Consider the following 25,624-nt stretch of genomic DNA (forward strand, 5'->3'; position numbering starts at 1 on the left):
ATATACCGTTTCGATCTAGCTGGCGCCCTGAATAGAAGAAGGTGCTGTGCTAGCATGCCCCGCTCGAACACGGCCCGCTGGCCGTCCATAAGATCGTTTTTCCGTGAGTAACCATGGTCGACAAACTGACGCATCTGAAACAGCTGGAGGCGGAAAGCATCCACATCATCCGCGAGGTCGCCGCCGAGTTCGATAACCCGGTGATGCTCTACTCGATCGGTAAAGACTCCGCCGTGATGCTGCACCTGGCGCGCAAGGCCTTCTTCCCGGGCAAGCTGCCGTTCCCGGTGATGCACGTCGACACCCGCTGGAAATTCCAGGAGATGTACAAGTTCCGCGACAAAATGGTCGAGGAACTGGGCCTGGACCTGATCACCCATGTCAACCCGGATGGCGTGGCGCAGGGCATCAACCCGTTCACCCACGGCAGCGCCAAGCACACCGACATCATGAAGACCGAAGGCCTCAAGCAGGCCTTGGACAAGCATGGTTTCGACGCGGCCTTCGGCGGTGCCCGTCGCGATGAAGAGAAATCCCGCGCCAAAGAGCGCGTGTACTCGTTTCGCGACAGCAAGCACCGCTGGGACCCGAAGAACCAGCGCCCGGAGCTGTGGAACGTCTACAACGGCAACGTCAACAAGGGCGAGTCGATCCGTGTGTTCCCGCTGTCCAACTGGACCGAGCTGGACATCTGGCAGTACATCTACCTGGAAGGCATCCCGATCGTGCCGCTGTACTTCGCCGCCGAACGCGATGTCATCGAGAAGAACGGCACGTTGATCATGATCGACGACGACCGCATCCTCGAGCACCTGTCCGACGAAGACAAAGCCCGAATCGTCAAAAAGAAAGTACGTTTCCGTACCCTTGGCTGCTACCCGTTGACGGGCGCGGTGGAGTCCGAAGCCGAGACGCTGACGGACATCATTCAGGAAATGCTCCTGACGCGAACTTCCGAGCGCCAGGGCCGTGTCATCGACCACGATGGTGCAGGCTCGATGGAAGATAAAAAACGTCAAGGCTATTTCTAAGGGGCTGTCATGTCGCATCAATCTGATTTGATCAGCGAGGACATCCTCGCCTACCTGGGCCAGCACGAGCGCAAGGAAATGTTGCGCTTCCTGACCTGTGGCAACGTCGACGACGGCAAGAGCACCCTGATCGGGCGCCTGCTGCACGACTCCAAGATGATCTACGAAGATCACTTGGAAGCCATCACCCGTGACTCGAAAAAGTCCGGCACCACCGGTGACGACATCGACCTGGCGTTGCTGGTCGACGGCCTGCAGGCCGAGCGTGAGCAGGGCATCACCATCGATGTCGCCTACCGCTACTTCTCTACCGCCAAGCGCAAATTCATCATCGCCGACACCCCCGGCCATGAGCAGTACACCCGCAACATGGCCACCGGTGCATCCACCTGTGACCTGGCGATCATCCTGATCGACGCACGCTACGGCGTGCAGACCCAGACCCGTCGCCACAGCTATATCGCTTCGCTGCTGGGCATCAAGCACATCGTGATCGCCGTCAACAAGATGGACATCAATGGCTTTGACCAAGGCGTGTTCGAGTCGATCAAGGCCGATTACCTGAAGTTCGCCGAGGGCATCGCCTTCAAGCCGAGCACCATGGCATTCGTGCCGATGTCGGCGCTCAAGGGCGACAACGTGGTGAACAAGAGCGAGCACTCGCCCTGGTACACCGGCCAGTCGCTGATGGAGATCCTCGAGACCGTCGAGATCGCCAACGACCGCAACTACACCGACCTGCGTTTCCCGGTGCAGTACGTCAACCGTCCGAACCTGAACTTCCGTGGGTTCGCCGGCACCCTGGCCAGCGGCATCGTGCACAAGGGCGACGAAGTCGTGGTACTGCCGTCGGGCAAGAGCAGCCGCGTCAAATCCATCGTCACCTTCGAAGGTGAGCTGGAACACGCCGGCCCAGGCCAGGCCGTGACCCTGACCATGGAAGACGAGATCGACATCTCCCGTGGCGACCTGCTGGTGCATGCCGACAACGTGCCGCAAGTGACCGACGCCTTCGACGCCATGCTGGTGTGGATGGCCGAAGAGCCGATGCTGCCGGGCAAGAAATACGACATCAAGCGCGCCACCAGCTACGTGCCGGGTTCCATCACCAGCATCGTGCACCGTGTGGACGTGAACACCCTGGCCGAAGGCCCGGCGAGTTCGCTGCAGTTGAACGAGATCGGCCGGGTCAAGGTCAGCCTCGACGCCGCCATCGCGTTGGATGGCTATGACAGCAACCGCACCACCGGTGCGTTTATCGTCATCGACCGCTTGACCAACGGCACCGTGGGCGCCGGCATGATCATCGCGCCGCCGGTCACCCACGGCAGTGCGGCGCATCACGGCAAGTTGGCCCATGTCGCCACCGAGGAGCGCGCCCAGCGTTTCGGCCAGCAACCGGCTACCGTGTTGTTCAGCGGTCTGTCAGGCGCGGGCAAGAGCACCCTGGCCTATGCGGTCGAGCGCAAGCTGTTCGACATGGGCCGTGCGGTGTTCGTGCTGGATGGCCAGAACCTGCGTCACGACCTGAACAAGGGCTTGCCCCAGGACCGTGCCGGGCGTACCGAAAACTGGCGCCGTGCCGCTCACGTGGCGCGTCAGTTCAACGAAGCCGGCCTGCTGACCCTGGCCGCGTTCGTTGCCCCGGATGCCGAAGGCCGTGAACAGGCCAAGGCGCTGATTGGCAGCGACCGCCTGTTGACCGTGTACGTGCAGGCCTCCCCGCAGGTGTGCGCCGAGCGTGATCCGCAGGGCTTGTACGCGGCGGGTGGGGATAACATCCCTGGCGAATCCTTCCCGTACGACGTGCCGTTGAATGCCGACCTGGTAATCGACACCCAGGCCTTGTCGCTGGAAGACAGCGTCAAGCAAGTGCTGGAGCTGTTGCGTCAGCGCGGCGCGATCTAAGCCTCGCGCAGTCAAATGTGGGAGGGGGCTTGCCCCCGATAGCGGTGGATCAGTGACAGATGTACTGACTGACACACTGCTATCGAGGGCAAGCCCTCTCCCACATTTTGATCATCGTTTGTCTGGGAAGTCTTTATGCAGCGTGTCCAGTAACGCATCCTTCTCTTCCCACAGTTGGTTGATCCACCCCTGGAACGCCAACCGATACTCCCCATCCTGCTCATAATTCCTGCCGATAAACTCGGCCGGAATCTGCACCTCTTCAAACTGCACCACAACGTCCTTCACATTCCCGCACAGCAAGTCCCAATACCCCGGGCGCCCGCCAGGGTAGTGAATGGTCACATTGACCAGTGATTTCAGCTGTTCTCCCATGGCATCCAGCACAAACGCGATACCACCCGCCTTGGGCTTGAGCAGGTAGCGAAACGGCGACTTCTGCTGCGCATGCTTGCCCGGTGTAAAACGCGTGCCTTCGGCAAAGTTGAAAATACCCACCGGGTTGTCGCGAAACTTCGCACAGGTCTTGCGAGTGGTTTCCAGGTCCTTGCCTTTCTTCTCCGGGTGTTTTTCCAGGTAGGCCTTGGTGTAGCGCTTCATGAAGGGAAAGCCCAGTGCCCACCACGCCAGGCCAATCACCGGCACCCAGATCAACTCCTGCTTGAGGAAGAACTTCAGCGGGCGAATCCGACGATTGAGCACATATTGCAGGACCATGATGTCGACCCAGCTCTGATGGTTGCTGGTCACCAGGTACGAGTGCTGGTAGTCCAGGCCTTCAAGGCCTTTAAGGTGCCAACGGGTGCTGCACACCAGGTTCATCCAACCTTTGTTGTTGGTGACCCAGGCTTCATGGGTGTGGTTCATCAGCCATTCGCTGAAGCCCTTGGCGAAGGGCAGCGCCTTGAACAGCGCCACGATGAACAGGAATGAGCACAGCAGGATCGTGTTCAGCGCCAGCAACAAGGACGCGATCACCCCGCGTACGGCGGCAGGTAGAAAATCCAGCATTTAGATATCCATAGGTCGGTTGGCGGCTTGGATCGCAGTCAGCGCGATGGTGTACACGATGTCGTCGACCTGGGCACCCCGTGGCAGGTCGTTGACCGGTTTGCGCAGGCCTTGGAGCATCGGCCCCAGGCTGACGCAATCGGCACTGCGTTGCACGGCCTTGTGCGTGGTGTTGCCGGTGTTCAGGTCCGGGAACACAAACACGGTGGCTTTGCCGGCGACCAGGCTGTCGGGGGCCAGTTGGCGGGCGACGGTTTCGTTGGCGGCGGCGTCGTATTGCAGCGGGCCGTCGATCAGCAGTGAGCTTTGCTGTTCATGGGCGAGCAGGGTGGCTTCGCGGACTTTCTCCACTTCCTCACCGCTGGCCGAGTCGCCGCTGGAGTAGCTGATCATCGCCACACGCGGGGTGATACCGAAGGCAGCGGCCGAGTCGGCGCTTTGCAAGGCGATTTCCGCCAGTTCGGCGGCGCTTGGGTGCGGATTCATTACGCAGTCGCCGTAGACCAGCACCTGCTCGGGAAACAGCATGAAGAACACTGACGACACCAGGGTGCAGCCCGGTGCGGTCTTGATCAACTGCAGGGCCGGGCGAATGGTGTTGGCGGTGGAGTGGATAACCCCGGAGACCAGGCCGTCCACTTCATCCAGTGCGAGCATCATGGTGGCGATCACCACGGTGTCTTCCAGTTGCTGCTCGGCCATCGGCGCATTCAAGCTCTTGCTCTTGCGCAGGGCAACCATGGGCTCCACGTAGCGCTGGCGAATCAGGTCCGGGTCGAGAATCTCCAGGCCTTCGGGCAATTCGATGCCTTGGGCGCGCGCGACCGCTTCTACGTCAGCCGGCTTGGCCAGCAGCACGCAGCGCGCGATGCCCCGGGCCTGGCAGATGGCGGCGGCTTGCACGGTCAGCGGTTCGCTGCCCTCGGGCAGCACGATGCGTTTGTTGGCCGCCTGGGCGCGCTGGATCAGCTGGTAGCGGAACACCGCCGGCGACAGGCGCATCTCCCGTGGCGTGCCGCAACGCTGGTGCAGCCAGCGCGCATCGAGGTGGCTGGCGACGAAATCGGTGATGATCTCCGCGCGCTCGCGGTCATCGATGGGGATTTCCTTGTTGAGGTTGTTGAGCAGGTTGGCGGTCTCGTAGGAACCGGTACTCACCGACAGCACCGGCAACCCGGCCTGGAAGGCGCCGCGGCACAGCTCCATGATGCGCGGGTCGGGCAGGGTGTCGCTGGTCAGCAGCAGGCCGGCCAGGGGCACGCCGTTGATCGCGGCCAGGCTGACGGCGAGGATGATGTCGTCACGGTCGCCGGGGGTCACCACCAGCACGCCGGGCTTGAGCAGCTCCACGGTGTTACGCATGGTGCGGGCGCAGATGATGATCTTGGTCATGCGTCGGGTTTCGTAGTCGCCGGCGTTGAGGATCTGCGCGCCCATCAGGTCGGCCACGTCGCGGGTGCGCGGCGCGTTGAGTTCCGGCTGGTAAGGAATGCAGCCGAGCAGGCGGAAATCACCGCTGCGCAGCAAGGGCGAATGCTCCTTGAGGCGCGCCGAGAAGGCTTCCATGCTTTCGTCGGTGCGCACCTTGTTCAGGATCACGCCGAGCACTTTCGGGTCTTTCGGGCCGCCGAACAACTGGGCCTGCAGTTCCACGCGGCCGGAGAGTTCGGTGAGCACTTCGTTTTCCGGGGCCGAGACCAGGATCACTTCCGCATCCAGGCTCTTGGCCAGGTGCAGGTTGACCCGGGCCGCATAGCTGGCGCTGCGGGTCGGTACCATGCCTTCGACGATCAGCACGTCCTTGCCCACGGCGGCCTGCTGATAAAGGGTGATGATTTCTTCGAGCAGCTCGTCGAGCTGGCCGTCGCCGAGCATGCGTTCCACGTGAGCCAGGCCTAGCGGTTGTGGCGGCTTGAGGCCATGGGTGCGAGCCACCAGCTCGGTGGAGCGTTCGGGGCCGGTATCGCCGGGATGTGGCTGGGCAATCGGCTTGAAAAAACCGACTTTCAGGCCGGCTCGCTCAAGGGTACGCACCAGCCCAAGGCTGATGGAGGTCAGACCCACACCAAAATCGGTGGGCGCGATAAAAAAAGTCTGCATGCGAATTCTCTGGAGGTGCATGGCTTCGGTGGCGCCCTATGGTTGAGTGCCTACCGGGAATCAGGCGCCAAGGTTATCGTTATTCGAGCGCTTGCGCACACCAGCCGCAGGCAAAGGGCTGGCCTATTTTTTCCAGGCGCTGTGTGGCGTCGAGTACCCAGGCGCGAGACTGCCATGGCGGCTGGTGGCGCAGGTGCTGGGTGTGGCCGCAGGACAGCTCGGCAACCCAGTGACCCTCCTCGTCCTGGTGGAAGCCGATGATCAAGGATGCCGTTGATCGGCCCCGTCCGTCCGGGTTCTGTTCGCTTTCGGGCAAATCCTTGTTTAGACTTGTCCGTTCTTCATTCTTATGCAAAAGGTCTCGCCCCATGACGATCGCCGCTAACAAGGCTGTCTCCATCGACTATACCCTGACCAACGACGCTGGTGAGGTCATCGACAGCTCAGCCGGCGGCGCGCCGCTGGTCTACCTGCAAGGCGCAGGTAACATCATCCCAGGCCTGGAAAAGGCTCTGGAAGGCAAGAGCGTCGGTGATGAGCTGACCGTTGCCGTAGAACCTGAAGATGCCTACGGCGAATACTCCGCCGAACTGGTCAGCACCCTGAGCCGCAGCATGTTCGAAGGTGTTGATGAGTTGGAAGTGGGCATGCAGTTCCACGCTTCCGCGCCGGACGGTCAAATGCAGATCGTCACCATCCGTGACCTGGACGGCGACGACGTCACCGTCGACGGCAACCACCCTCTGGCTGGCCAGCGCCTGAACTTCCAAGTGAAGATCGTTGCCATCCGCGACGCTTCCCAGGAAGAAGTGGCCCACGGTCACGTCCACGGTGAAGGCGGTCATCACCATTGATTGATGTTTTGATCAAGTGGTAGCAAAAACGCCCCGGCTGGTTCGGGGCGTTTTTTTGTGCGCTTGAAAATCTCTACCGGATACCCCGGCCACATTTTGATCGTGGTGTATTTTCAGGCACAAACAAAAATGCCCCAGACCTTTCGGTATGGGGCATTTCTTAACTGTTTCGCAACCGGGGTTGCGTTGCAGTTGCTACCACTTAGGCTGCAGCAGGAACGCTCAGAGCCTTGATGTGGCCGTTCAGGCGGCTCTTATGACGAGCGGCCTTGTTCTTGTGGATGATGCCTTTATCGGCCATACGGTCGATAACTGGCACAGCCAGAACGTAAGCTGCTTGAGCTTTTTCAGCGTCTTTGGTGTCGATGGCTTTAACTACATTCTTGATGTAGGTACGAACCATGGAACGCAGGCTGGCGTTGTGGCTGCGACGCTTCTCAGCCTGTTTTGCACGTTTTTTGGCGGAAGGTGTGTTGGCCACCGTCGAGCTCCTCGAAAGACTTTTTAGGAAATAGCAAACAAAATAGGCCGCGAATCATGCCGATGACTTGATGTGTTGTCAAGGCCGGCTGATGCGAACTGCTGAGTGGTCGATCTGAAGAGGCGGGTGATTTATTTCCGGCGCTTGACCTGTAAACTCGCGAGCTTTGGCGCTGTGCTGTTGCAGGCGCGCAGTATCGCATAAGTAGGCGCTTAGTTCGCCTGCTCTTTATCTATAGGCGCAAACTCTTTCAATGAATCTGCTCAAATCGTTGGCCGCCGTCAGCTCTATCACGATGATCTCCCGGATTTTGGGGTTTGTGCGTGACACCCTGCTGGCGCGTATCTTCGGCGCCAGCATGGCCACGGATGCGTTCTTTATTGCCTTCAAACTGCCCAACCTGCTGCGACGGATCTTTGCCGAGGGCGCGTTTTCCCAGGCGTTCGTGCCGATTCTGGCCGAATACAAGACTCAACAGGGTGAGGAGGCGACCCGGACCTTTATCGCCTACGTTTCGGGCCTGCTGACCCTGGTGTTGATGCTGGTGACCCTCGTCGGCATGCTCGCCGCGCCCTGGGTGATCTGGGCCACGGCGCCGGGTTTTGCCAATACGCCGGAAAAATTCGCGCTGACCACTGATCTGTTGCGGGTGACCTTTCCTTATATATTGCTGATCTCACTGTCATCCCTGGCCGGTGCGATCCTCAACACCTGGAACCGTTTCTCGGTACCGGCGTTCGTGCCGACGCTGCTTAACGTCAGCATGATTATCTTTGCGCTGTTCCTGACACCTTACTTCGATCCGCCGGTCATGGCCCTTGGCTGGGCCGTGCTGGCCGGTGGCCTGGCGCAGTTGCTCTACCAGCTGCCGCACCTGAAAAAGATCGGCATGCTCGTATTACCGCGACTGAACCTCAAGGACACCGGCGTCTGGCGCGTGATGCGCAATATGTTGCCGGCGATCCTTGGGGTGTCGGTGAGCCAGATTTCCCTGATCATCAACACCGCGTTCGCCTCGCTGCTGGTATCCGGCTCGGTGTCATGGATGTATTACGCCGACCGCCTCATGGAACTGCCGTCCGGCGTGCTGGGCGTAGCCCTCGGCACCATTTTGCTGCCGACGCTGGCACGCACCTATGCCAGCAAGGATCGCCAGGAATACTCGCGCATCCTCGATTGGGGACTGCGCCTGTGTTTCGTGCTGGTGCTGCCGTGCGCACTGGCGTTGGGGATCCTGGCCGAGCCGCTGACGGTGTCGCTGTTCCAATACGGGCAATTCGATGCCCATGACGCGTTGATGACCCAGCATGCGCTGGTGGCTTATTCCGTCGGGCTGCTCGGCATCATCGTGATCAAGGTGCTGGCGCCTGGCTTCTATGCCCAGCAGAACATCCGCACGCCGGTAAAGATCGCGATCTTCACCCTGATCGTCACGCAACTGCTCAACCTGGTGTTTATCGGTCCGCTGGCCCACGCCGGCCTGGCCCTGGCCATCAGTGCCGGTGCGTGCATCAATGCCGGCCTGCTGTTTTATCAGCTGCGCAAACAACAGATGTTCCAGCCTCAGCCTGGCTGGGGCATGTTCGCCCTCAAGTTGTTGGTGGCCGTTGCGATGATGTCGGCGGTATTGCTCGGCCTGATGCACTTCATGCCGGCCTGGGATGAGGGGCATATGCTGGAGCGCTTCATGCGCCTGGGCGTGCTGGTCGTGGCCGGCGTGGTGGTGTACTTCGGGATGTTGCTGCTGCAAGGCTTCCGCCTGCGGGATTTCAATCGCAAGTCGTTGAGCTAGAGAGTTTGCCGCGATAAAACGGTTGTTTTATCGATTCGATCCATTTGCCCTGCGCTGTTGCCTGTCGTCCGGGGCCGGGTGTGGTTATAATCGACCACTTTATGAGCAAGAAGCGCGTTATGCAGCTGGTTCGAGGTCTCCACAACCTGCGCCCTGAGCATCGGGGCTGCGTCGCCACTATTGGCAACTTTGACGGTGTTCACCGTGGCCACCAGGCTATCCTGGCCCGGCTGCGCGAGCGTGCGGTCGAGTTGGGCGTACCCAGCTGCGTGGTGATTTTCGAGCCGCAGCCGCGGGAATATTTCACCCCGGAAACGGCACCGGCACGTCTGGCCCGTCTGCGGGACAAGCTGCAACTGCTGGCCGAAGAAGGCGTGGACCGCGTCCTCTGCCTGGCTTTCAACCAGCGTTTGCAAAGTCTCAGCGCTGCCGAGTTCGTCGACCGCATACTGGTAGACGGCCTGGGCGTACAACATTTGGAGGTCGGCGACGACTTCCGTTTTGGCTGCGACCGGGTCGGGGATTTCGAGTTCCTGCAACACGCCGGTATCACCCAGGGCTTTACCGTCGAAGCCGCGCAAACCGTCGAACTGGACGGCCTGCGCGTGAGCAGCACCCAGGTGCGGAACGCCCTGGCCGCTGCCGACTTCGCCTTGGCCGAGCGTTTGCTCGGTCGCCCGTTCCGCATTGCCGGGCGGGTACTGCACGGCCAGAAGCTGGCGCGCCAACTGGGCACGCCAACCGCCAACGTGCAACTCAAGCGCCGCCGTGTGCCGCTCACCGGGGTTTACCTGGTCAGCGTCGACATCGACGGCCAGCCGTGGCCGGGAGTCGCCAACATAGGCGTCAGGCCCACGGTTGCAGGTGATGGCAAGGCCCACCTGGAAGTTCACCTTTTGGATTTTGCCGGTGATCTGTATGACCGGCGTTTGACGGTGGTTTTCCACCAGAAGCTGCGTGAAGAGCAGCGTTTCGCCTCGCTTGAGGCGTTGAAAACGGCGATCAATGCGGATGTCGCCGCCGCCCGTGCACTAGCCGCACCTAGCGCCCATCGCTAACCGAAGAGCCTTAAATGACCGACTATAAAGCCACGTTAAACCTTCCGGACACCGCCTTCCCAATGAAGGCCGGCCTGCCACAGCGCGAACCGCAGATCCTGCAGCGCTGGGACAGTATTGGCCTGTACGGAAAGTTGCGCGAAATTGGCAAGGATCGTCCGAAATTCGTCCTGCACGACGGCCCTCCTTATGCCAACGGCACGATTCACATCGGTCATGCGCTGAACAAGATTCTCAAGGACATGATCCTGCGCTCGAAAACCCTGGCGGGTTTTGACGCGCCGTATGTCCCGGGTTGGGACTGCCACGGCCTGCCGATCGAACACAAGGTCGAAGTGACCCACGGCAAGAACCTGGGCGCGGATAAAACCCGCGAACTGTGCCGTGCCTACGCTGCCGAGCAGATCGAAGGGCAGAAGTCCGAGTTCATCCGCCTGGGTGTGCTGGGCGAGTGGGACAACCCGTACAAAACCATGAACTTCAAGAACGAGGCCGGTGAAATCCGTGCCTTGGCCGAAATCGTCAAGGGCGGTTTCGTGTTCAAGGGCCTCAAGCCCGTGAACTGGTGCTTCGATTGCGGCTCGGCCCTGGCTGAAGCGGAAGTCGAATACGAAGACAAGAAGTCCTCGACCATCGACGTGGCCTTCCCGATCGCCGACGACGCCAAGCTGGCCGAGGCCTTTGGCCTGGCAAGCCTGAGCAAGCCGGCTGCCATCGTGATCTGGACCACCACCCCGTGGACCATTCCCGCCAACCAGGCGCTGAACGTGCACCCGGAATTCACCTACGCCTTGGTGGACGTCGGTGATCGCCTGCTGGTGCTGGCCGAGGAAATGGTCGAAGCGTGCCTGGCTCGCTACGAGCTGCAAGGTTCGGTGATTGCCACCACTACCGGTTCCGCGCTGGAGCTGATCAACTTCCGTCACCCGTTCTATGACCGTCTGTCGCCGGTGTACCTGGCTGACTACGTCGAGCTGGGTTCGGGTACGGGCATTGTTCACTGCTCGCCTGCCTATGGCGTGGACGACTTCGTGATCTGCAAGAAGTACGGCATGGTCAACGATGAGATCATCAACCCGGTGCAAAGCAACGGTGTTTATGTGCCTTCGCTGGAGTTCTTCGGCGGCCAGTTCATCTTCAAGGCCGACCAGCCGATCATCGACAAGCTGCGTGAAGTCGGTGCGCTGATGCAAACCGACACCATCAAGCACAGCTACATGCACTGCTGGCGCCACAAGACCCCGCTGATCTACCGCGCCACCGCGCAATGGTTTATCGGCATGGACAAAGAGCCGACCAGCGGCGACACCCTGCGTGTGCGCTCGCTCAAGGCTATCGAAGACACCAAGTTCGTCCCGGCCTGGGGCCAGGCGCGCCTGCACTCGATGATCGCCAACCGTCCGGACTGGTGCATCTCCCGTCAGCGTAACTGGGGCGTGCCGATCCCGTTCTTCCTCAACAAGGAAAGCGGCGAGCTGCACCCACGCACCGTCGAACTGATGGAAGTGGTGGCCCAGCGTGTCGAACAGGAAGGCATCGAAGCCTGGTTCAAGCTGGACGCCGCCGAGTTGCTGGGTGACGAAGCGCCGCTGTACGACAAGATCAGCGACACCCTCGACGTGTGGTTCGACTCCGGTACCACCCACTGGCACGTGCTGCGCGGCTCGCACCCGATGGGTCACGAGACCGGCCCGCGTGCCGACCTGTACCTGGAGGGCTCCGACCAACACCGGGGCTGGTTCCACTCGTCGCTGCTGACCGGTTGCGCCATCGACAACCACGCGCCATACCGCGAGCTGCTGACCCACGGGTTCACCGTCGACGAGACGGGCCGCAAGATGTCCAAGTCGCTGAAGAACGTGATCGAGCCGAAAAAGATCAACGACACCTTGGGCGCCGACATCATGCGCCTGTGGGTGGCGTCGACCGATTACTCCGGCGAGATCGCCGTGTCGGACCAGATCCTGGCCCGCAGCGCCGATGCCTACCGCCGTATCCGTAATACCGCGCGCTTCCTGCTGTCGAACCTGACCGGTTTCAACCCGGCCACCGACATCCTGCCGGCCGAGGACATGCTCGCCCTGGACCGTTGGGCCGTGGACCGTACCCTGTTGCTGCAGCGCGAGTTGCAGGAGCACTACGGCGAATACCGCTTCTGGAACGTGTACTCGAAGATCCACAACTTCTGCGTGCAGGAGCTGGGTGGTTTCTACCTCGACATCATCAAGGACCGCCAGTACACCACCGGTGCCAACAGCAAGGCCCGCCGTTCGGCGCAGACCGCGCTGTACCACATCTCCGAAGCGCTGGTGCGCTGGATCGCACCGATCCTGGCCTTCACCGCCGACGAACTGTGGGAATACCTGCCGGGCGAGCGTAACGAGTCCGTCATGCTCAACACCTGGTACGAAGGCTTGACCGAACTGCCGGCCGACTTCGAACTGGGCCGCGACTACTGGGAAGGCGTAATGGCCGTCAAGGTTGCGGTGAACAAGGAGCTGGAGGTTCAGCGTGCGGCCAAGGCCGTCGGTGGCAACCTCCAGGCCGAAGTCACCTTGTTTGCCGAGGAAGGCCTGACTGCCGACCTGGCCAAGCTGAGTAACGAACTGCGCTTCGTGTTGATCACTTCCACTGCGAGCCTGGCACCGTTTGCCCTGGCACCGGCGGACGCCGTGGCCACCGAAGTGCCGGGCCTCAAGCTCAAGGTTGTCAAGTCGGCCTTCCCTAAGTGCGCCCGTTGCTGGCACTGCCGTGAAGACGTCGGGGTGAACCCTGAGCATCCGGAAATCTGCGGTCGTTGCGTCGACAACATTTCCGGTGAAGGCGAGGTTCGCCACTATGCCTAATGCAGCCAGTCGTTTCGGACGTCTGGGCTGGCTCGTACTGAGTGTGCTGGTCCTGGTCATCGACCAGGTCAGCAAGGCTCATTTCGAGGGCTCCCTGGAAATGTTCCAGCAAATCGTGGTGATCCCGGATTACTTCAGCTGGACCCTGGCCTACAACACTGGCGCCGCTTTCAGCTTCCTGGCTGACGGTGGCGGCTGGCAGCGCTGGCTGTTCGCCCTGATCGCGGTGGTGGTCAGTGCGGTGCTCGTGGTCTGGCTCAAGCGCCTGGGGCGCGATGACACCTGGCTGGCCATCGCCTTGGCCCTGGTGTTGGGCGGCGCCCTGGGCAACCTGTACGACCGTATAGCCCTGGGCCATGTGATCGACTTCATCCTGGTGCATTGGCAGAACCGCCATTACTTCCCGGCGTTCAATTTTGCCGACAGCGCCATCACCGTCGGTGCAATCATGCTGGCGCTGGACATGTTCAAAAGTAAGAAAACCGGAGAGACCGTCAATGACTGATCAGGTATTGGCTGAGCAACGCATCGGCCAGAACACGGAAGTCACCTTGCATTTCGCACTGCGCCTGGAGAATGGCGACACGGTCGACAGCACGTTCGACAAAGCCCCGGCGACCTTCAAGGTCGGCGACGGCAACCTGTTACCGGGTTTTGAAGCGGCCCTGTTCGGTTTCAAGGCCGGCGACAAGCGCACCCTGCAGATCCTGCCGGAAAACGCCTTTGGCCAGCCCAACCCGCAAAACCTGCAGATCATCCCGCGTTCGCAGTTCCAGGACATGGATCTGTCGGAAGGCTTGCTGGTGATCTTCAACGATGCGGCGAATACCGAGCTGCCCGGTGTGGTCAAAACCTTCGATGACGCGCAGGTAACTATCGACTTCAACCACCCGTTGGCCGGTAAAACCTTGACGTTCGACGTTGAAATCATCGACGTTAAAGCTCTTTGATCAACGCCCCGAGCTAAAATGTGGGAGGGGGCAAGCCCGCTCCCGCCTTTGGTCGCCATTGTCAGTTCAGTAGCATCAACTCTGGCCCAAGCGCCAGACACGAGGCACAGCATGCAAATCAAACTCGCCAACCCCCGTGGCTTCTGCGCCGGCGTGGACCGGGCGATCGAAATCGTCAACCGCGCCCTGGAAGTCTTCGGGCCGCCGATCTATGTGCGCCATGAGGTCGTCCATAACAAGTTCGTGGTCGAAGACCTGCGCGCACGTGGCGCCATCTTTGTCGAAGAACTGGAGCAGGTGCCGGACGACGTTATCGTTATCTTCAGCGCCCACGGTGTTTCCCAGGCAGTGCGTACCGAAGCGGCTGGCCGTGGCCTGAAAGTATTCGACGCCACCTGTCCGCTGGTCACCAAGGTGCATATCGAAGTCGCGCGCTACAGCCGTGATGGTCGCGAATGCATCCTGATTGGCCATGCCGGTCACCCGGAAGTCGAAGGCACCATGGGCCAATACGACGGCAGCAATGGTGGCGCCATCTACCTTGTGGAAGACGAAAAAGACGTCGCCAGCTTGCAGGTTCACAACCCTGAGCGTTTGGCGTTCGTGACCCAGACCACCTTGTCCATGGACGACACCAGTCGCGTCATCGACGCGCTGCGCAGCCGCTTCCCGGCCATTGGTGGGCCACGCAAGGACGACATCTGCTACGCCACCCAAAACCGCCAGGATGCAGTCAAACAGTTGGCCGATGAATGCGATGTAGTGCTGGTGGTCGGCAGTCCTAACAGCTCCAATTCCAACCGCCTGCGCGAATTGGCCGAACGCATGGCGACACCGGCGTACCTGATCGACGGTGCTGAAGATATGCAGCGCAGCTGGTTCGATGGTGTCGAGCGTATTGGCATCACGGCGGGCGCTTCGGCCCCGGAAGTCCTGGTGCGCGGCGTCATCCAGCAGTTGCATGCATGGGGGGCTACGGGCGCCGATGAGTTGGCCGGTCGTGAAGAGAACATCACTTTCTCCATGCCCAAGGAGCTGCGGGTTCGCTCGCTGCTCTGAATGCCAGGGTGCCGGAGTAACTTCGGCACAACGCCTGTTCGGCTCTATCGCTGCGCAGGCTGATGCGCCCACTGGGCGCCAGCACTACCTGGTACAGGCTCTGTACCGAGTCCGTGGCGCATATATGTACAGTGCCGGCACGAAAACCTCCCCCAGCAAATACCGGCTCGCCCAATCCGCTGAAGCGTACCTGGCTTTTGACCGGTCCATTCCCGACGATCGGCACCCGTCCACTGCCCTGGCGCTGCAGTAACACCGGGTTGTCGTCGTCCAGATGGCCACGCTCGCTTACATCCAGCACGACCCGCCAACCCCGGCTCCAGTCATCGTCCAGTGCGTGGATGACCACCGCGCGGTTACGCGTGATGGCTTCAGTGCGTGCGAAGCGAAATCCGTTTGTCAGTGATTGCGCCGCGCTTTGTCGCTGCTGTGATTCCAGCAGGCCGGTGAAACTGGGCGTAGCCAGATGCGCCAGGATGCCGCTCACGATCAGTCCGAGCAGCAGTTCGATCAGGGTGAAACCTCGTTGCTCCATAGGCCGTCCCTCCGTGGGCGTGTGTACATACAGGGTTGAGACATAGGTATAGCGTCCGGCTCGGAGTGTCGAATGATGGCCTTTATGTCCAAAGTATTTCCCTTTGTTCCGTAGCCAGCGCCGGCGAAAAACCGACGCTAGTCTTGGGGGGCACAGCAGGGTTTTCCTGCTTTTTTCGGCCCTCGACACGGATGACGACGGTAATGCCTGCCTGCCTGAAAACCTGTTTCTTCCCGACTTTTACTCGGTACCAAATCGGCATGACATTGATTGAAGTGCTGGTGGCGGTGCTGATTCTCGCCGTCGGGCTGTTAGGTGCAGTGATGCTCCAGCTCAACGCCCTCAAGTACACCGACAGTTCGAGGATGACCAGCCAGGCCAGTTTCATCGCCTACGATATGCTTGACCGAATCCGTGCCAATTCCGGTGCCGACTACTCGTTGCGTCGTGGCGCTCGAGCGCCGGCCAGTACCGCGACCACCAGCGTGCGTGACGTGGACCTGCATGATTTTGAAGCCAATATTCGCGGTTTTGCCGGGGAGAGCGGCAAAGGCTCCGTGGCGGTCAGTGCAGATGAAGTGACTGTCAGTATCAGTTGGGATGACAGCCGGGGTGCAAACACGCCTGGCGCGCGGGAAACCTTCACCCTGACCAGTCGCATCGACAATGAGCCGGGGGTGATGCAATGAGGCATCGGGTTAGAGGTTTCAGCCTGGTGGAATTGTTGCTGGCCCTGGCCGTCGGTTTGGTGCTGGTGCTTGGCGGGAGCCAGGTGCTGATCAATTCCCGAGCGACCCACGCCAGCCAGCAGGCGGCCATGTTGCTGCAGGATGATGCGCGGTTTGTGCTCGGCAAGATGATCCGGGACATTCGCCAGGCGGGCATGTTTGGCTGTTTGGCGCCGGCCTTTATCGAGAATGCCCCGCCAGCCTTTGAAAGGCCGGTCAGCTGGAATGCCGGGGGCAGTTCAAAGTCGCTGACGCTGGTCACTGCCGATGTGGGCGGCGGCAGGCCTGACTGGACGGTGCTCTCCGACTGCACTGCTGGCGCCCAAGCCTATTCAGGCAGCTCACCTGCGCCTGCTCCCGGGCAGATTCGTTTTGCGATTCGGCAACTGACCTACACCTTCGAGGTGGGCCAGTTGAAGGTCAGCACGCTTTCCTCGCCGGCCAGGGCTGTGTTGGTGGATAACGTACGGGCTTTCGATGTCAGTTTCGGCGTGGCTGCCAGCCCGGCGTCAGTTCGGGTTGTGCGTTATGACGCTATCCCGACCGATGAGTCCTTGATCCGCAGTGTGCGCATCCGCATGACGCTGCAAGACCCGACGGGGCGGGTAAAAGATCAAACCTACAGCGTCGTGGCGGCGCTGCGAAACCGTGTGGGCTAGGGCGACCATGGTGTTTGCTGGGGGTGTTTCTTCGCGGCAGGGGGGGATGGTCCTGCTGATAAGCCTGGTGTTTTTGCTGCTGTTGTCGTTGATCGGCCTGTCTTCGATACAGGGGGCGGTCACCCAGCAAAAGATCACCGGTAGCCTGTGGCACCGCAACCAGTCGCTGCAAACCGCAGAAAGTGGTTTGAGGCTGGGCGAGCAAGGTGTGAGGCGACAGGGCGCGGCCTTGCCGCAGTGCCAGTCGATCGCTGCCTGCGGGCCACCGGATGAAGCGTTTTCGGTGGTGGGTGCCGGTCCCCATCCTGTGTCATCGGTTAACTGGGTTGCCATCAAGGGTGGGCTGTACGGTATTCAGTCCCTGGGGCCTGGTGCAGGGCTGCCGCATGTGCCGCCGCAAGCCCTGGCGACGTTGTACCGGGTAACAGCGGTCGGGCTCAGTGGTCAATCGCGCACCGTATTGGAGAGCGTATATGCGCGGGTGGAGGACGAGAGCGGCTCGCGGTTTCGGCGGGTTTCGTGGCGGCAACTTCAATAAGGAGCAATGGAATGGGCATGGACAGCCAGGGTTTTACCCTGATCGAGCTATTGATCGCCGTGGCGATCATCGCGTTTCTGGCCGGAATCGCTTACCCCGGGTACACCGGCCATGTGAAAAAGGTCTATCGCGCGGAAATCGTCGCGCTGTTGACCGAGCAGGCTCAGCACCTGGAGCGGTTTCATACGAGGAACGGCACTTTTATTGACGCAAGCGGCGTCAGTACGGGCAATGATCGCTATAGAATCACCGCAGCGTTGAACCCTCAGGATTTCTACCTGGTTGCTACACCGGGCGCCGATTCGTTGATGGCCGGCGACCCTTGCGGTGACTTCAGCCTGGACAGCAGCGGTGCGCGTGGCAATCCGGGGGCGGCACCTGAAATGTCGCGCCAGACATGCTGGGGGCAATGATGAGGGTGCTGGATGATTGGGCGCCGGGCGCGTTTATTCCTATTTATCGACTGGATCAAATGATGGCTAAGCAACAGCAAGTGGTGATTGTCGGTGGCGGAGTCATCGGCTTGTTGACGGCGTTCAATCTGGCAACCCAGGGGCAGGCTGTGATCCTGCTGGAGCGTGCCGGTGTGGGGCAGGAGTCGTCATGGGCGGGCGGAGGCATTGTTTCGCCACTGTATCCGTGGCGCTATAGCCCGGCGGTCACAGCGTTGGCCCATTGGTCCCAGGATTTTTATCCGCAACTGGCTGAGCGGCTGTTTGCTGCTACCGGTGTCGATCCGGAGGTCCATACCACGGGGTTGTACTGGCTGGACCTGGACGATGAAGCCGAGGCGCTGGACTGGGCTGCTCGTGAAGGGCGGCCTTTGAGCAAGGTCGATGTGTCTGCCGCCCATGATGCGGTTCCTGTCTTGGGTGGCGGGTATTCCCAGGCGATCTATATGGCCAACGTGGCCAACGTGCGCAACCCGCGCCTGGTCAAATCCCTGAAGGCCGCGCTATTGGCCCTGCCTGCCGTGACCGTTCACGAACAGTGCACAGTGACTGGTTTTGTTCTGGATGGCGGCAACGTAGTGGGCGTGGATACGGCAGAGGGGCCGATTCTGGGGAATCAGGTGGTGCTTGCAGCGGGGGCGTGGAGCGGCGAGTTGCTCGGCACACTGGGCTTGGCGCTGCCGGTAGAGCCGGTCAAGGGGCAGATGATTTTGTACAAATGCGCGTCGGACTTCCTGTCGAGCATGGTCCTGGCCAAAGGGCGTTATGCGATCCCTCGGCGCGATGGGCACATCCTCATCGGCAGCACGCTGGAACATGAGGGGTTCGACAAGACGCCAACCGACACCGCGCTGGAAAGCCTCAAGGCTTCGGCTGTGGAACTGATTCCCGCCCTGGCCGACGCCGAAGTGGTGGGGCATTGGGCCGGCTTGCGGCCCGGCTCGCCGGAGGGCATCCCCTATATCGGTCGGGTACCCGGCTTCAATGGGCTGTGGCTCAACTGCGGGCATTACCGCAACGGGTTGGTCCTGGCGCCGGCATCGTGCCAGTTATTTGTTGATTTGCTACTGGAGCGTGCGCCGATCATCGATCCGGCACCCTATGCCCCCGAAGGTCGGATCAACGCTGGATAGACTTCGGTCCTTGCTCCAGATGCGCCTGGGTGCAATACCACTCCTGGCGCGAACTCAGGGCGCGATCCTGTGGCAAGTGCACGCCGCAGTGTGCGCAGCGCACCATCAACGCAGCGCCGGGCTCGCTGGTGCGTTGCTGCCTGGCGGTCGGGCTTTTGAATTTGCGCCAGAACCATACCGCGGCAGCAATAACGGCAATCCAGAACAGAAGACGAAGCATGATGGGCGGTTTCTCGATAAGGAATGCGCCAGTTTAGCCAAGGACGTGGCAGGCGCACAGCGCAATAATCCTTGCCCATAAAAAAGGAGCCCCGAAAGGCTCCTTTTTGCGTTGCGTCGACAGGCTCAGTCGAACACACCGAAGGTCATGTAGCTGAACCACGAGCGGTCCTGGTTGTTGCCCAGGGCCTGCGGCTCTTCTTCTTCGATCACGTCGCCGTTCTCATCGTGCGGCTTGAGGTCCGAAGGAATGGCTTCCTTGGCATCCTGGAACTGCTTGATCACGTCCTGGTTGGCGCGAGTTTCGCCCGGCGGCAACGGCGGCCGCGACTCGATCAGGCCCAGGGTGTACTTGCTCAGCCACGAGCGGTTGTCCGCTTCGGCAACCTGAGGCACGAACTGGCCGTCTTTCAGGCTCGGGTGATCAGGGTAGTTGAGCTTCAGGGTTTCCAGGCTGGTGCTGGCCAGGTCGTCCAGGTGCAGACGTTGGTAAGCCTCGGTCATCACCGCCAGGCCGTCACCCACGGAAGGGGTTTCCTGGAAGTTTTCCACCACATAACGACCACGGTTGGCGGCAGCTACATACGCCTGGCGGGTCAGGTAGTAGTGGGCCACGTGGATTTCGTAGGAAGCCAGCAGGTTACGCAGGTAGATCATGCGCTGCTTGGCGTCCGGCGCGTAGCGGCTGTTTGGGTAGCGGCTGGTCAACTGGGCGAACTCGTTGTAGGAGTCGCGAGCGGCGCCTGGGTCTCGCTTGGTCATGTCCAGCGGCAGGAAGCGCGCCAGCAGGCCAACATCCTGGTCGAACGAGGTCAGGCCCTTCATGTAGTAGGCGTAGTCCACGTTCGGGTGTTGCGGGTGCAGGCGGATGAAGCGCTCGGCGGCGGACTTCGCAGCCTCCGGCTCGGCGTTCTTGTAGTTGGCGTAGATCAGCTCAAGCTGGGCCTGGTCGGCGTAGCGCCCGAACGGATAGCGCGACTCCAGGGCCTTCAGCTTCGCTGTGGCGCTGGTGTAGCTATTATTGTCCAAGTCTTTCTGTGCCAGTTGGTACAGCTCGACTTCGCTCAGGTTTTCGTCGACGACTTCCTTTGTTGACGAGCAAGCAGCAGTCATGGCGAGGATGGCGATCAGCAGCAGGTGTTTCACTTGCATGGCGGCTTGCGTCCCTATGACGGCCGCTGTCTTGGGCGGGGCCGTCCTGTTATGATGAGCGCCCCGTTGAAAGCCTCGGGGCAAAAGACGCCGTATTTAACCACAAGCGCGCAGCCGAAACCAAAGGCTGTGCCACGCCTAGTCTGAGCATGTCCGATAAAATTGAACTTCGCGCAGAGGTGCCGTCCGAATTGGGCGGCCAACGCCTCGATCAAGTCGCCGCACAATTATTCGCTGAGCACTCGCGCTCGCGCCTTTCCGCCTGGATCAAAGACGGCCGCCTGACTGTGGATGGAGCGGTTATCCGCCCGCGAGACATAGTCCATGGCGGTGCGATTCTTGAGCTGACTGCCGAGCAGGAAGCCCAGGGAGAATGGGTCGCCCAGGACATCGAGCTGGATATCGTCTATGAAGACGACGACATCCTGGTCATCAACAAACCCGCAGGCCTGGTGGTTCACCCGGCGGCCGGGCACGCTGATGGCACCTTGCTCAATGCCCTGTTGCACCACATCCCCGACATCGTCAACGTGCCGCGTTGCGGCATCGTGCACCGTCTGGACAAGGACACCACTGGCTTGATGGTGGTGGCCAAGACCATTCAGGCGCAGACGCAACTGGTTACGCAATTGCAGAGCCGTAGCGTTAGTCGTATCTACGAATGCATCGTGATCGGTGTGGTCGTGGCTGGCGGCAAGATCAATGCCCCGATCGGTCGCCACGGCCAGCAGCGCCAGCGTATGGCGGTGATGGAAGGCGGCAAGCAGGCGGTGAGCCACTACCGCGTGCTCGAGCGTTTCCGTTCCCACACCCATGTGCGGGTCAAGCTGGAAACCGGTCGTACCCACCAGATTCGCGTGCATATGGCCCACATCAACTTCCCGTTGGTGGGCGATCCGGCCTATGGCGGCCGCTTCCGCATTCCGCCTGCGGCGAGCCAGACCATGGTCGAATCGCTCAAGACGTTCCCGCGCCAGGCCTTGCATGCACGTTTCCTGGAGCTGGACCATCCGACGAGCGGTAAGCGCATGAGCTGGGAATCGCCACTTCCAGACGATTTTGTCTGGTTGCTGTCGCTGCTCAAGCAGGATCGCGAGGCGTTTGTCGGATGAATGACTGGCTGATTCCTGACTGGCCCGCGCCTGTCGGGGTGAAAGCCTGTGTGACTACCCGAACGGGCGGCGTCAGCCAGGCGCCGTTCGACAGCCTTAACCTGGGCGATCACGTTGAGGACAGTCTTGAGGCCGTCCTTGAGAATCGACGTCGCCTTACCGAAGCCTTTGATATTCAGCCGGCCTGGCTGCGCCAGGTCCATGGCGTGGATGTGGTCGAGGCCGACCCTGGCCGCACCGCCGAAGCCGACGGCAGTTGGAGCAGCACCCCCGGCATCGCCTGCACCGCGATGACCGCCGATTGCCTGCCTGCGTTGTTCTGCAACCGTGCCGGCACTCGTGTGGCTGCGGCCCATGCCGGTTGGCGTGGGCTGGCGGCGGGTGTGCTGGAAGCGGCCTTCGAAAGCCTCGATGCAGAGCCCTCGGACATCCTGGTATGGCTGGGCCCGGCGATTGGCCCGCAAGCCTTTGAGGTTGGCCCTGAAGTGCGTGAAGCCTTCATGCAGCACCTGCCGACAACTGCCGAAGCCTTTGTACCAAGCCGCAATCCTGGCAAATTCATGGCCGACATCTATCAGTTGGCCCGCCTGCGCCTTGTTGCGCGGGGTGTCACCGCGGTTTATGGTGGTGGCTTCTGCACCGTGACCGACCCGCGCTTCTTTTCGTACCGGCGCAGCCCCCGCACCGGACGTTTTGCCTCCCTTATCTGGCTTGAGCGCTAGACTCTGCTGATCTGGGTCAACGCTGATCCATATCAACCGCCGCTCGCTTGAATCTTCCAGAATCCACCCCATCTATAAGGGTATCTGGCAGGTTTCTTCATTCAGGATGTTTTATAGCTCCGGCCTGCTCAAAAGGAAGGTGACTAATGCGTATTGATCGTTTAACCAGCAAATTGCAGTTGGCCTTATCGGACTCCCAATCCTTGGCGGTGGGTCTTGACCACCCGGCCATCGAGCCTGCGCACTTGATGCAGGCACTCCTGGAACAGCAAGGTGGTTCTATCAAGCCCTTGCTGATGCAGGTGGGCTTTGATGTCAACAGCCTGCGCAAGGAGTTGAGCAAAGAGCTCGACCAACTGCCGAAAATCCAAAACCCTACCGGCGACGTGAATATGTCGCAGGATCTGGCGCGCCTGCTTAACCAGGCCGACCGCCTGGCCCAGCAGAAGGGGGACCAGTTCATCTCCAGTGAACTGGTGTTGCTCGCCGCCATGGACGAGAACAGCAAGCTTGGTAAGTTGTTGCTTGGCCAGGGTGTGAGCAAGAAAGCCCTGGAAAACGCCATCAACAACCTGCGTGGCGGTGATGCGGTTAACGACCCTAACCACGAGGAGTCGCGCCAGGCCCTGGACAAGTACACCGTCGACCTGACCAAGCGTGCCGAAGAGGGCAAGCTTGACCCGGTGATCGGCCGTGACGATGAAATTCGTCGCACCATCCAGGTTCTGCAGCGTCGCACCAAGAACAACCCGGTGTTGATCGGTGAACCTGGCGTGGGTAAAACCGCGATTGCCGAAGGCCTGGCCCAACGCATCATCAATGGTGAAGTGCCGGACGGCCTTAAAGGCAAGCGCCTGCTGTCCCTGGATATGGGGTCATTGATCGCCGGTGCCAAGTTCCGCGGTGAATTCGAAGAGCGCCTGAAATCCCTGCTTAATGAACTGTCGAAGCAGGAAGGGCAGATCATTCTGTTTATCGACGAACTGCACACCATGGTCGGCGCCGGTAAAGGCGAGGGCTCCATGGATGCTGGCAACATGCTCAAGCCCGCCTTGGCGCGGGGTGAGTTGCATTGTGTCGGTGCTACCACGCTTAACGAATATCGCCAGTACATTGAGAAAGATGCGGCCCTTGAGCGGCGTTTCCAGAAAGTCCTGGTGGAAGAACCGAGCGAAGAGGACACCATCGCGATCCTGCGGGGCCTGAAAGAGCGCTACGAGGTCCACCATAAAGTGGCGATCACCGACGGCGCGATCATTGCGGCGGCCAAATTGAGCCATCGCTACATTACCGACCGTCAATTGCCGGACAAGGCCATCGACTTGATCGACGAAGCGGCCAGCCGCATTCGCATGGAGATCGATTCCAAGCCGGAAGTGCTCGACCGCCTGGATCGTCGCCTGATTCAACTGAAAGTCGAATCCCAGGCCCTCAAGAAAGAAGAGGACGACGCGGCCAAGAAACGCCTGGAAAAACTCCAGGAGGAAATCGTCCGCCTGGAGCGCGAGTATTCGGACCTCGAAGAAATCTGGACCTCGGAAAAAGCCGAAGTACAGGGCTCTGCGCAGATCCAGCAAAAGATCGAGCAGTCGCGCCAGGAGTTGGAAGCCGCACGTCGTAAAGGCGACCTGAACCGCATGGCCGAGTTGCAGTACGGGGTGATCCCGGACCTGGAACGCAGCCTGCAAATGGTCGACCAGCACGGTAAGGCTGAAAATCAGCTGTTGCGCAGCAAGGTGACCGAGGAAGAAATCGCCGAAGTCGTGTCCAAGTGGACCGGCATCCCGGTGTCGAAAATGCTCGAAGGCGAGCGTGACAAGCTGCTGAAGATGGAGCACCTGTTGCACCAGCGCGTGATCGGCCAGGAAGAGGCCGTCGTGGCGGTGTCCAACGCGGTACGGCGTTCCCGCGCCGGCTTGTCCGACCCGAACCGTCCGAGCGGCTCGTTCATGTTCCTCGGCCCGACCGGTGTGGGTAAGACCGAGCTGTGCAAGGCCCTGGCCGAGTTCCTCTTTGATACTGAAGAGGCCATGGTACGGATCGACATGTCCGAGTTCATGGAGAAACATTCGGTGGCTCGCCTGATCGGGGCTCCACCAGGCTATGTGGGCTACGAGGAGGGCGGTTACCTGACCGAGGCCGTGCGGCGTAAGCCTTACTCGGTGATCCTGCTGGATGAGGTGGAGAAGGCTCACCCGGACGTGTTCAATATCTTGCTGCAAGTGTTGGAAGATGGACGACTCACGGACAGCCACGGGCGCACTGTGGACTTCCGCAACACGGTGATCGTCATGACCTCCAACCTGGGCTCGGCGCAGATCCAGGAACTGGTAGGTGATCGTGAGGCCCAGCGCGCTGCTGTAATGGATGCGTTGACCACGCACTTCCGTCCGGAATTCATCAACCGGGTCGACGAAGTGGTGATCTTCGAGCCATTGGCGCGGGATCAGATCGCGGGCATCACCGAGATCCAGCTGGGGCGTCTGCGCGGTCGCCTGGCGGAACGCGAGTTGTCGCTGGAACTGAGCCGCGAGGCGTTGGACAAGCTGATCGCGGTCGGTTACGACCCGGTGTATGGTGCACGGCCTTTGAAACGTGCGATCCAGCGCTGGATCGAGAACCCGCTGGCGCAGTTGATCCTGTCGGGCAGCTTTATGCCGGGCACCAGCGTCGAGGCGACTGTGGAGAACGACGAAATCGTCTTCCACTGAGCCCGGATTGCACTGCAATAAGAGAAGGCCCTGCATCCCAGGGCCTTTTTTTTCGATAGGGCGTTGAACTGTAAGGCAAAGGCTTGTAAAGTGCGCCCCGCAGCAACGTCAGCCCACGGGTTTCTTCTCCCCAAGAAGAAATCAGAAAGAAGCGCAAATCATTGTCTTAAAAGCAATTTAAAGGGTTGACAGGGGTTTTTAAGATTGTAGAATAGCGCGCCTCAGAGACGCTAACGTAGCGATACGGACAGGGTCGAAGAGAAGGTTACACAGCAGTAAAAGTTGTACTTTGAAATATGTAGTTCCGTGATAGCTCAGTCGGTAGAGCAAATGACTGTTAATCATTGGGTCCCAGGTTCGAGTCCTGGTCACGGAGCCAATTTCAAACCGGGGTATAGCGCAGTCCGGTAGCGCGCCTGCTTTGGGAGCAGGATGTCGGGAGTTCGAATCCCCCTACCCCGACCATATTTGGGTCGTTAGCTCAGTTGGTAGAGCAGTTGGCTTTTAACCAATTGGTCGTAGGTTCGAATCCCACACGACCCACCATTTTTGAGACCAGTTAACGCTGGAATC

The 25,624-nt window shown here is 60.4% G+C and carries 24 protein-coding genes and 3 tRNA genes; 20 read left to right on the forward strand and 7 right to left on the reverse strand.

From position 1 onward, the window contains the following. The first annotated feature begins 113 nt into the window (after window positions 1–113). Together cysD and cysN are read left to right on the forward strand one after the other, a co-directional pair. Entirely contained in the window at window positions 114–1,031 is a 918-nt protein-coding gene (gene cysD / locus B9N88_RS27940; RefSeq protein WP_017137614.1) for a sulfate adenylyltransferase subunit CysD, read from the forward strand. 9 nt (window positions 1,032–1,040) lie between these two features. After that, on the forward strand, window positions 1,041–2,939 hold the full coding sequence (gene cysN / locus B9N88_RS27945; protein WP_027606862.1) for a sulfate adenylyltransferase subunit CysN: 1,899 nt from the start codon (window positions 1,041–1,043) through the stop codon (window positions 2,937–2,939). A 111-nt stretch (window positions 2,940–3,050) separates the two neighbouring features. Here the strand turns inward: cysN and B9N88_RS27950 are convergent, their stop codons facing one another. From B9N88_RS27950 to B9N88_RS27960, 3 genes are all read right to left on the reverse strand, one after another. Beyond that, on the reverse strand, window positions 3,051–3,950 hold the full coding sequence (locus B9N88_RS27950) for an acyltransferase (RefSeq protein ID WP_027606861.1): 900 nt from the start codon (window positions 3,948–3,950) through the stop codon (window positions 3,051–3,053). Beyond that, window positions 3,951–6,050: a phosphate acetyltransferase gene (gene pta, locus B9N88_RS27955; protein WP_027606860.1), complete on the reverse strand. Its 2,100-nt coding sequence runs from the start codon at window positions 6,048–6,050 to the stop codon at window positions 3,951–3,953. Window positions 6,051–6,129: 79 nt separating this feature from the next. Further along, window positions 6,130–6,420 (reverse strand): DUF3565 domain-containing protein, encoded by a 291-nt coding sequence (locus B9N88_RS27960; protein WP_143491275.1) that lies wholly within the window; start codon window positions 6,418–6,420, stop codon window positions 6,130–6,132. Between B9N88_RS27960 and B9N88_RS27965 the strand changes: the two genes are divergently transcribed. Then, entirely contained in the window at window positions 6,419–6,904 is a 486-nt protein-coding gene (locus B9N88_RS27965) for an FKBP-type peptidyl-prolyl cis-trans isomerase (protein WP_027606858.1), read from the forward strand. The two genes, B9N88_RS27960 and B9N88_RS27965, sit on opposite strands and share 2 nt — an antisense overlap. Before the next feature lie 202 nt (window positions 6,905–7,106). Here the strand turns inward: B9N88_RS27965 and rpsT are convergent, their stop codons facing one another. Continuing rightward, window positions 7,107–7,385: a 30S ribosomal protein S20 gene (gene rpsT, locus B9N88_RS27970; RefSeq protein WP_003188401.1), complete on the reverse strand. Its 279-nt coding sequence runs from the start codon at window positions 7,383–7,385 to the stop codon at window positions 7,107–7,109. 253 nt (window positions 7,386–7,638) lie between these two features. On the opposite strand from rpsT, the gene murJ reads away from it, so the two are divergent. From murJ to ispH, 6 genes are all read left to right on the forward strand, one after another. Then, the gene (gene murJ / locus B9N88_RS27980) at window positions 7,639–9,177 is read left to right on the forward strand and encodes a murein biosynthesis integral membrane protein MurJ (protein ID WP_027606857.1); all 1,539 of its coding nucleotides are present in this window, start codon (window positions 7,639–7,641) and stop codon (window positions 9,175–9,177) included. A gap of 119 nt (window positions 9,178–9,296) precedes the next feature. After that, a complete protein-coding gene (gene ribF, locus B9N88_RS27985; protein WP_027606856.1) occupies window positions 9,297–10,235 on the forward strand; it encodes a bifunctional riboflavin kinase/FAD synthetase in 939 nt (312 codons plus the stop codon). Window positions 10,236–10,249: 14 nt separating this feature from the next. Beyond that, complete coding sequence (ileS, locus tag B9N88_RS27990; protein WP_027606855.1) at window positions 10,250–13,081, forward strand: isoleucine--tRNA ligase; 2,832 nt, start codon at window positions 10,250–10,252, stop codon at window positions 13,079–13,081. Next, window positions 13,074–13,586 carry a signal peptidase II gene (gene lspA / locus B9N88_RS27995; RefSeq protein WP_027606854.1) on the forward strand — a complete coding sequence of 171 codons (513 nt, stop codon included), beginning with the start codon at window positions 13,074–13,076 and terminating at the stop codon, window positions 13,584–13,586. Before ileS ends, lspA begins: the two co-directional genes overlap by 8 nt. A gap of 7 nt (window positions 13,587–13,593) precedes the next feature. Then, entirely contained in the window at window positions 13,594–14,031 is a 438-nt protein-coding gene (gene fkpB / locus B9N88_RS28000; RefSeq protein WP_175472328.1) for an FKBP-type peptidyl-prolyl cis-trans isomerase, read from the forward strand. 111 nt (window positions 14,032–14,142) lie between these two features. Then, window positions 14,143–15,090, forward strand: coding sequence for a 4-hydroxy-3-methylbut-2-enyl diphosphate reductase (gene ispH / locus B9N88_RS28005; protein WP_027606852.1), 948 nt, complete (start codon window positions 14,143–14,145; stop codon window positions 15,088–15,090). Here ispH and B9N88_RS28010 read toward each other — a convergent pair. Further along, window positions 15,044–15,625 carry a GspH/FimT family pseudopilin gene (locus tag B9N88_RS28010; RefSeq protein WP_027606851.1) on the reverse strand — a complete coding sequence of 194 codons (582 nt, stop codon included), beginning with the start codon at window positions 15,623–15,625 and terminating at the stop codon, window positions 15,044–15,046. The two genes, ispH and B9N88_RS28010, sit on opposite strands and share 47 nt — an antisense overlap. Before the next feature lie 203 nt (window positions 15,626–15,828). On the opposite strand from B9N88_RS28010, the gene pilV reads away from it, so the two are divergent. From pilV to thiO, 5 genes are all read left to right on the forward strand, one after another. After that, window positions 15,829–16,314, forward strand: coding sequence for a type IV pilus modification protein PilV (gene pilV / locus B9N88_RS28015; RefSeq protein WP_027606850.1), 486 nt, complete (start codon window positions 15,829–15,831; stop codon window positions 16,312–16,314). Then, a complete protein-coding gene (locus tag B9N88_RS28020) occupies window positions 16,311–17,012 on the forward strand; it encodes a prepilin-type N-terminal cleavage/methylation domain-containing protein (protein ID WP_027606849.1) in 702 nt (233 codons plus the stop codon). Before pilV ends, B9N88_RS28020 begins: the two co-directional genes overlap by 4 nt. A gap of 7 nt (window positions 17,013–17,019) precedes the next feature. Further along, on the forward strand, window positions 17,020–17,550 hold the full coding sequence (locus tag B9N88_RS28025) for a PilX N-terminal domain-containing pilus assembly protein (protein WP_027606848.1): 531 nt from the start codon (window positions 17,020–17,022) through the stop codon (window positions 17,548–17,550). A gap of 11 nt (window positions 17,551–17,561) precedes the next feature. Beyond that, window positions 17,562–17,963 (forward strand): type IV pilin protein, encoded by a 402-nt coding sequence (locus B9N88_RS28030; protein ID WP_027606847.1) that lies wholly within the window; start codon window positions 17,562–17,564, stop codon window positions 17,961–17,963. A gap of 62 nt (window positions 17,964–18,025) precedes the next feature. Beyond that, the gene (thiO, locus tag B9N88_RS28035; RefSeq protein WP_027606846.1) at window positions 18,026–19,135 is read left to right on the forward strand and encodes a glycine oxidase ThiO; all 1,110 of its coding nucleotides are present in this window, start codon (window positions 18,026–18,028) and stop codon (window positions 19,133–19,135) included. On the opposite strand, the gene B9N88_RS28040 is transcribed toward thiO, so the two are convergent. Together B9N88_RS28040 and B9N88_RS28045 are read right to left on the reverse strand one after the other, a co-directional pair. Next, window positions 19,122–19,355: a PP0621 family protein gene (locus B9N88_RS28040; RefSeq protein ID WP_027606845.1), complete on the reverse strand. Its 234-nt coding sequence runs from the start codon at window positions 19,353–19,355 to the stop codon at window positions 19,122–19,124. The genes thiO and B9N88_RS28040 overlap by 14 nt on opposite strands. A 125-nt stretch (window positions 19,356–19,480) precedes the next feature. Further along, complete coding sequence (locus B9N88_RS28045) at window positions 19,481–20,506, reverse strand: outer membrane protein assembly factor BamD (protein WP_027606844.1); 1,026 nt, start codon at window positions 20,504–20,506, stop codon at window positions 19,481–19,483. A gap of 149 nt (window positions 20,507–20,655) precedes the next feature. Between B9N88_RS28045 and rluD the strand changes: the two genes are divergently transcribed. The 6 genes from rluD (at window position 20,656) to B9N88_RS28075 (ending at window position 25,597) form a co-directional block, all read left to right on the forward strand. Further along, window positions 20,656–21,618 carry a 23S rRNA pseudouridine(1911/1915/1917) synthase RluD gene (rluD, locus tag B9N88_RS28050; RefSeq protein WP_027606843.1) on the forward strand — a complete coding sequence of 321 codons (963 nt, stop codon included), beginning with the start codon at window positions 20,656–20,658 and terminating at the stop codon, window positions 21,616–21,618. After that, complete coding sequence (pgeF, locus tag B9N88_RS28055) at window positions 21,615–22,340, forward strand: peptidoglycan editing factor PgeF (protein ID WP_027606842.1); 726 nt, start codon at window positions 21,615–21,617, stop codon at window positions 22,338–22,340. Before rluD ends, pgeF begins: the two co-directional genes overlap by 4 nt. Window positions 22,341–22,486: 146 nt before the next feature. Then, window positions 22,487–25,051, forward strand: a complete 2,565-nt coding sequence (gene clpB / locus B9N88_RS28060) for an ATP-dependent chaperone ClpB (RefSeq protein ID WP_027606841.1) — start codon at window positions 22,487–22,489, stop codon at window positions 25,049–25,051. 303 nt (window positions 25,052–25,354) lie between these two features. Beyond that, a tRNA-Asn gene (locus tag B9N88_RS28065) sits at window positions 25,355–25,430 on the forward strand. Window positions 25,431–25,439: 9 nt separating this feature from the next. Beyond that, window positions 25,440–25,516 (forward strand) — tRNA-Pro (locus B9N88_RS28070). Window positions 25,517–25,521: 5 nt separating this feature from the next. Next, window positions 25,522–25,597 (forward strand) — tRNA-Lys (locus B9N88_RS28075). The last annotated feature ends 27 nt before the right edge of the window (window positions 25,598–25,624 follow it).

This window comes from Pseudomonas sp. LAMO17WK12:I1, from assembly GCF_900177315.1.
GTDB lineage: Bacteria > Pseudomonadota > Gammaproteobacteria > Pseudomonadales > Pseudomonadaceae > Aquipseudomonas > Aquipseudomonas marginalis.

Bases quoted from the DNA above. Each gene is read 5' to 3' on its own strand.
- B9N88_RS28030 (WP_027606847.1), top strand. From the start codon at position 17,562: ATGGGCATGGACAGCCAGGGTTTTACCCTGATCGAGCTATTGATCGCC.
- B9N88_RS28010 (WP_027606851.1), bottom strand. From the start codon at position 15,625: ATGGAGCAACGAGGTTTCACCCTGATCGAACTGCTGCTCGGACTGATC.
- ispH (WP_027606852.1), top strand. From the start codon at position 14,143: ATGCAAATCAAACTCGCCAACCCCCGTGGCTTCTGCGCCGGCGTGGAC.
- B9N88_RS28045 (WP_027606844.1), bottom strand. From the start codon at position 20,506: ATGCAAGTGAAACACCTGCTGCTGATCGCCATCCTCGCCATGACTGCT.
- B9N88_RS27965 (WP_027606858.1), top strand. From the start codon at position 6,419: ATGACGATCGCCGCTAACAAGGCTGTCTCCATCGACTATACCCTGACC.
- pgeF (WP_027606842.1), top strand. From the start codon at position 21,615: ATGAATGACTGGCTGATTCCTGACTGGCCCGCGCCTGTCGGGGTGAAA.
- cysD (WP_017137614.1), top strand. From the start codon at position 114: ATGGTCGACAAACTGACGCATCTGAAACAGCTGGAGGCGGAAAGCATC.
- ileS (WP_027606855.1), top strand. From the start codon at position 10,250: ATGACCGACTATAAAGCCACGTTAAACCTTCCGGACACCGCCTTCCCA.
- cysN (WP_027606862.1), top strand. From the start codon at position 1,041: ATGTCGCATCAATCTGATTTGATCAGCGAGGACATCCTCGCCTACCTG.
- pilV (WP_027606850.1), top strand. From the start codon at position 15,829: ATGCCTGCCTGCCTGAAAACCTGTTTCTTCCCGACTTTTACTCGGTAC.
- thiO (WP_027606846.1), top strand. From the start codon at position 18,026: ATGGCTAAGCAACAGCAAGTGGTGATTGTCGGTGGCGGAGTCATCGGC.
- B9N88_RS28020 (WP_027606849.1), top strand. From the start codon at position 16,311: ATGAGGCATCGGGTTAGAGGTTTCAGCCTGGTGGAATTGTTGCTGGCC.
- B9N88_RS28025 (WP_027606848.1), top strand. From the start codon at position 17,020: ATGGTGTTTGCTGGGGGTGTTTCTTCGCGGCAGGGGGGGATGGTCCTG.
- B9N88_RS27950 (WP_027606861.1), bottom strand. From the start codon at position 3,950: ATGCTGGATTTTCTACCTGCCGCCGTACGCGGGGTGATCGCGTCCTTG.
- lspA (WP_027606854.1), top strand. From the start codon at position 13,074: ATGCCTAATGCAGCCAGTCGTTTCGGACGTCTGGGCTGGCTCGTACTG.
- rluD (WP_027606843.1), top strand. From the start codon at position 20,656: ATGTCCGATAAAATTGAACTTCGCGCAGAGGTGCCGTCCGAATTGGGC.
- B9N88_RS27960 (WP_143491275.1), bottom strand. From the start codon at position 6,420: ATGGGGCGAGACCTTTTGCATAAGAATGAAGAACGGACAAGTCTAAAC.
- clpB (WP_027606841.1), top strand. From the start codon at position 22,487: ATGCGTATTGATCGTTTAACCAGCAAATTGCAGTTGGCCTTATCGGAC.
- B9N88_RS28040 (WP_027606845.1), bottom strand. From the start codon at position 19,355: ATGCTTCGTCTTCTGTTCTGGATTGCCGTTATTGCTGCCGCGGTATGG.
- pta (WP_027606860.1), bottom strand. From the start codon at position 6,050: ATGCAGACTTTTTTTATCGCGCCCACCGATTTTGGTGTGGGTCTGACC.
- murJ (WP_027606857.1), top strand. From the start codon at position 7,639: ATGAATCTGCTCAAATCGTTGGCCGCCGTCAGCTCTATCACGATGATC.
- ribF (WP_027606856.1), top strand. From the start codon at position 9,297: ATGCAGCTGGTTCGAGGTCTCCACAACCTGCGCCCTGAGCATCGGGGC.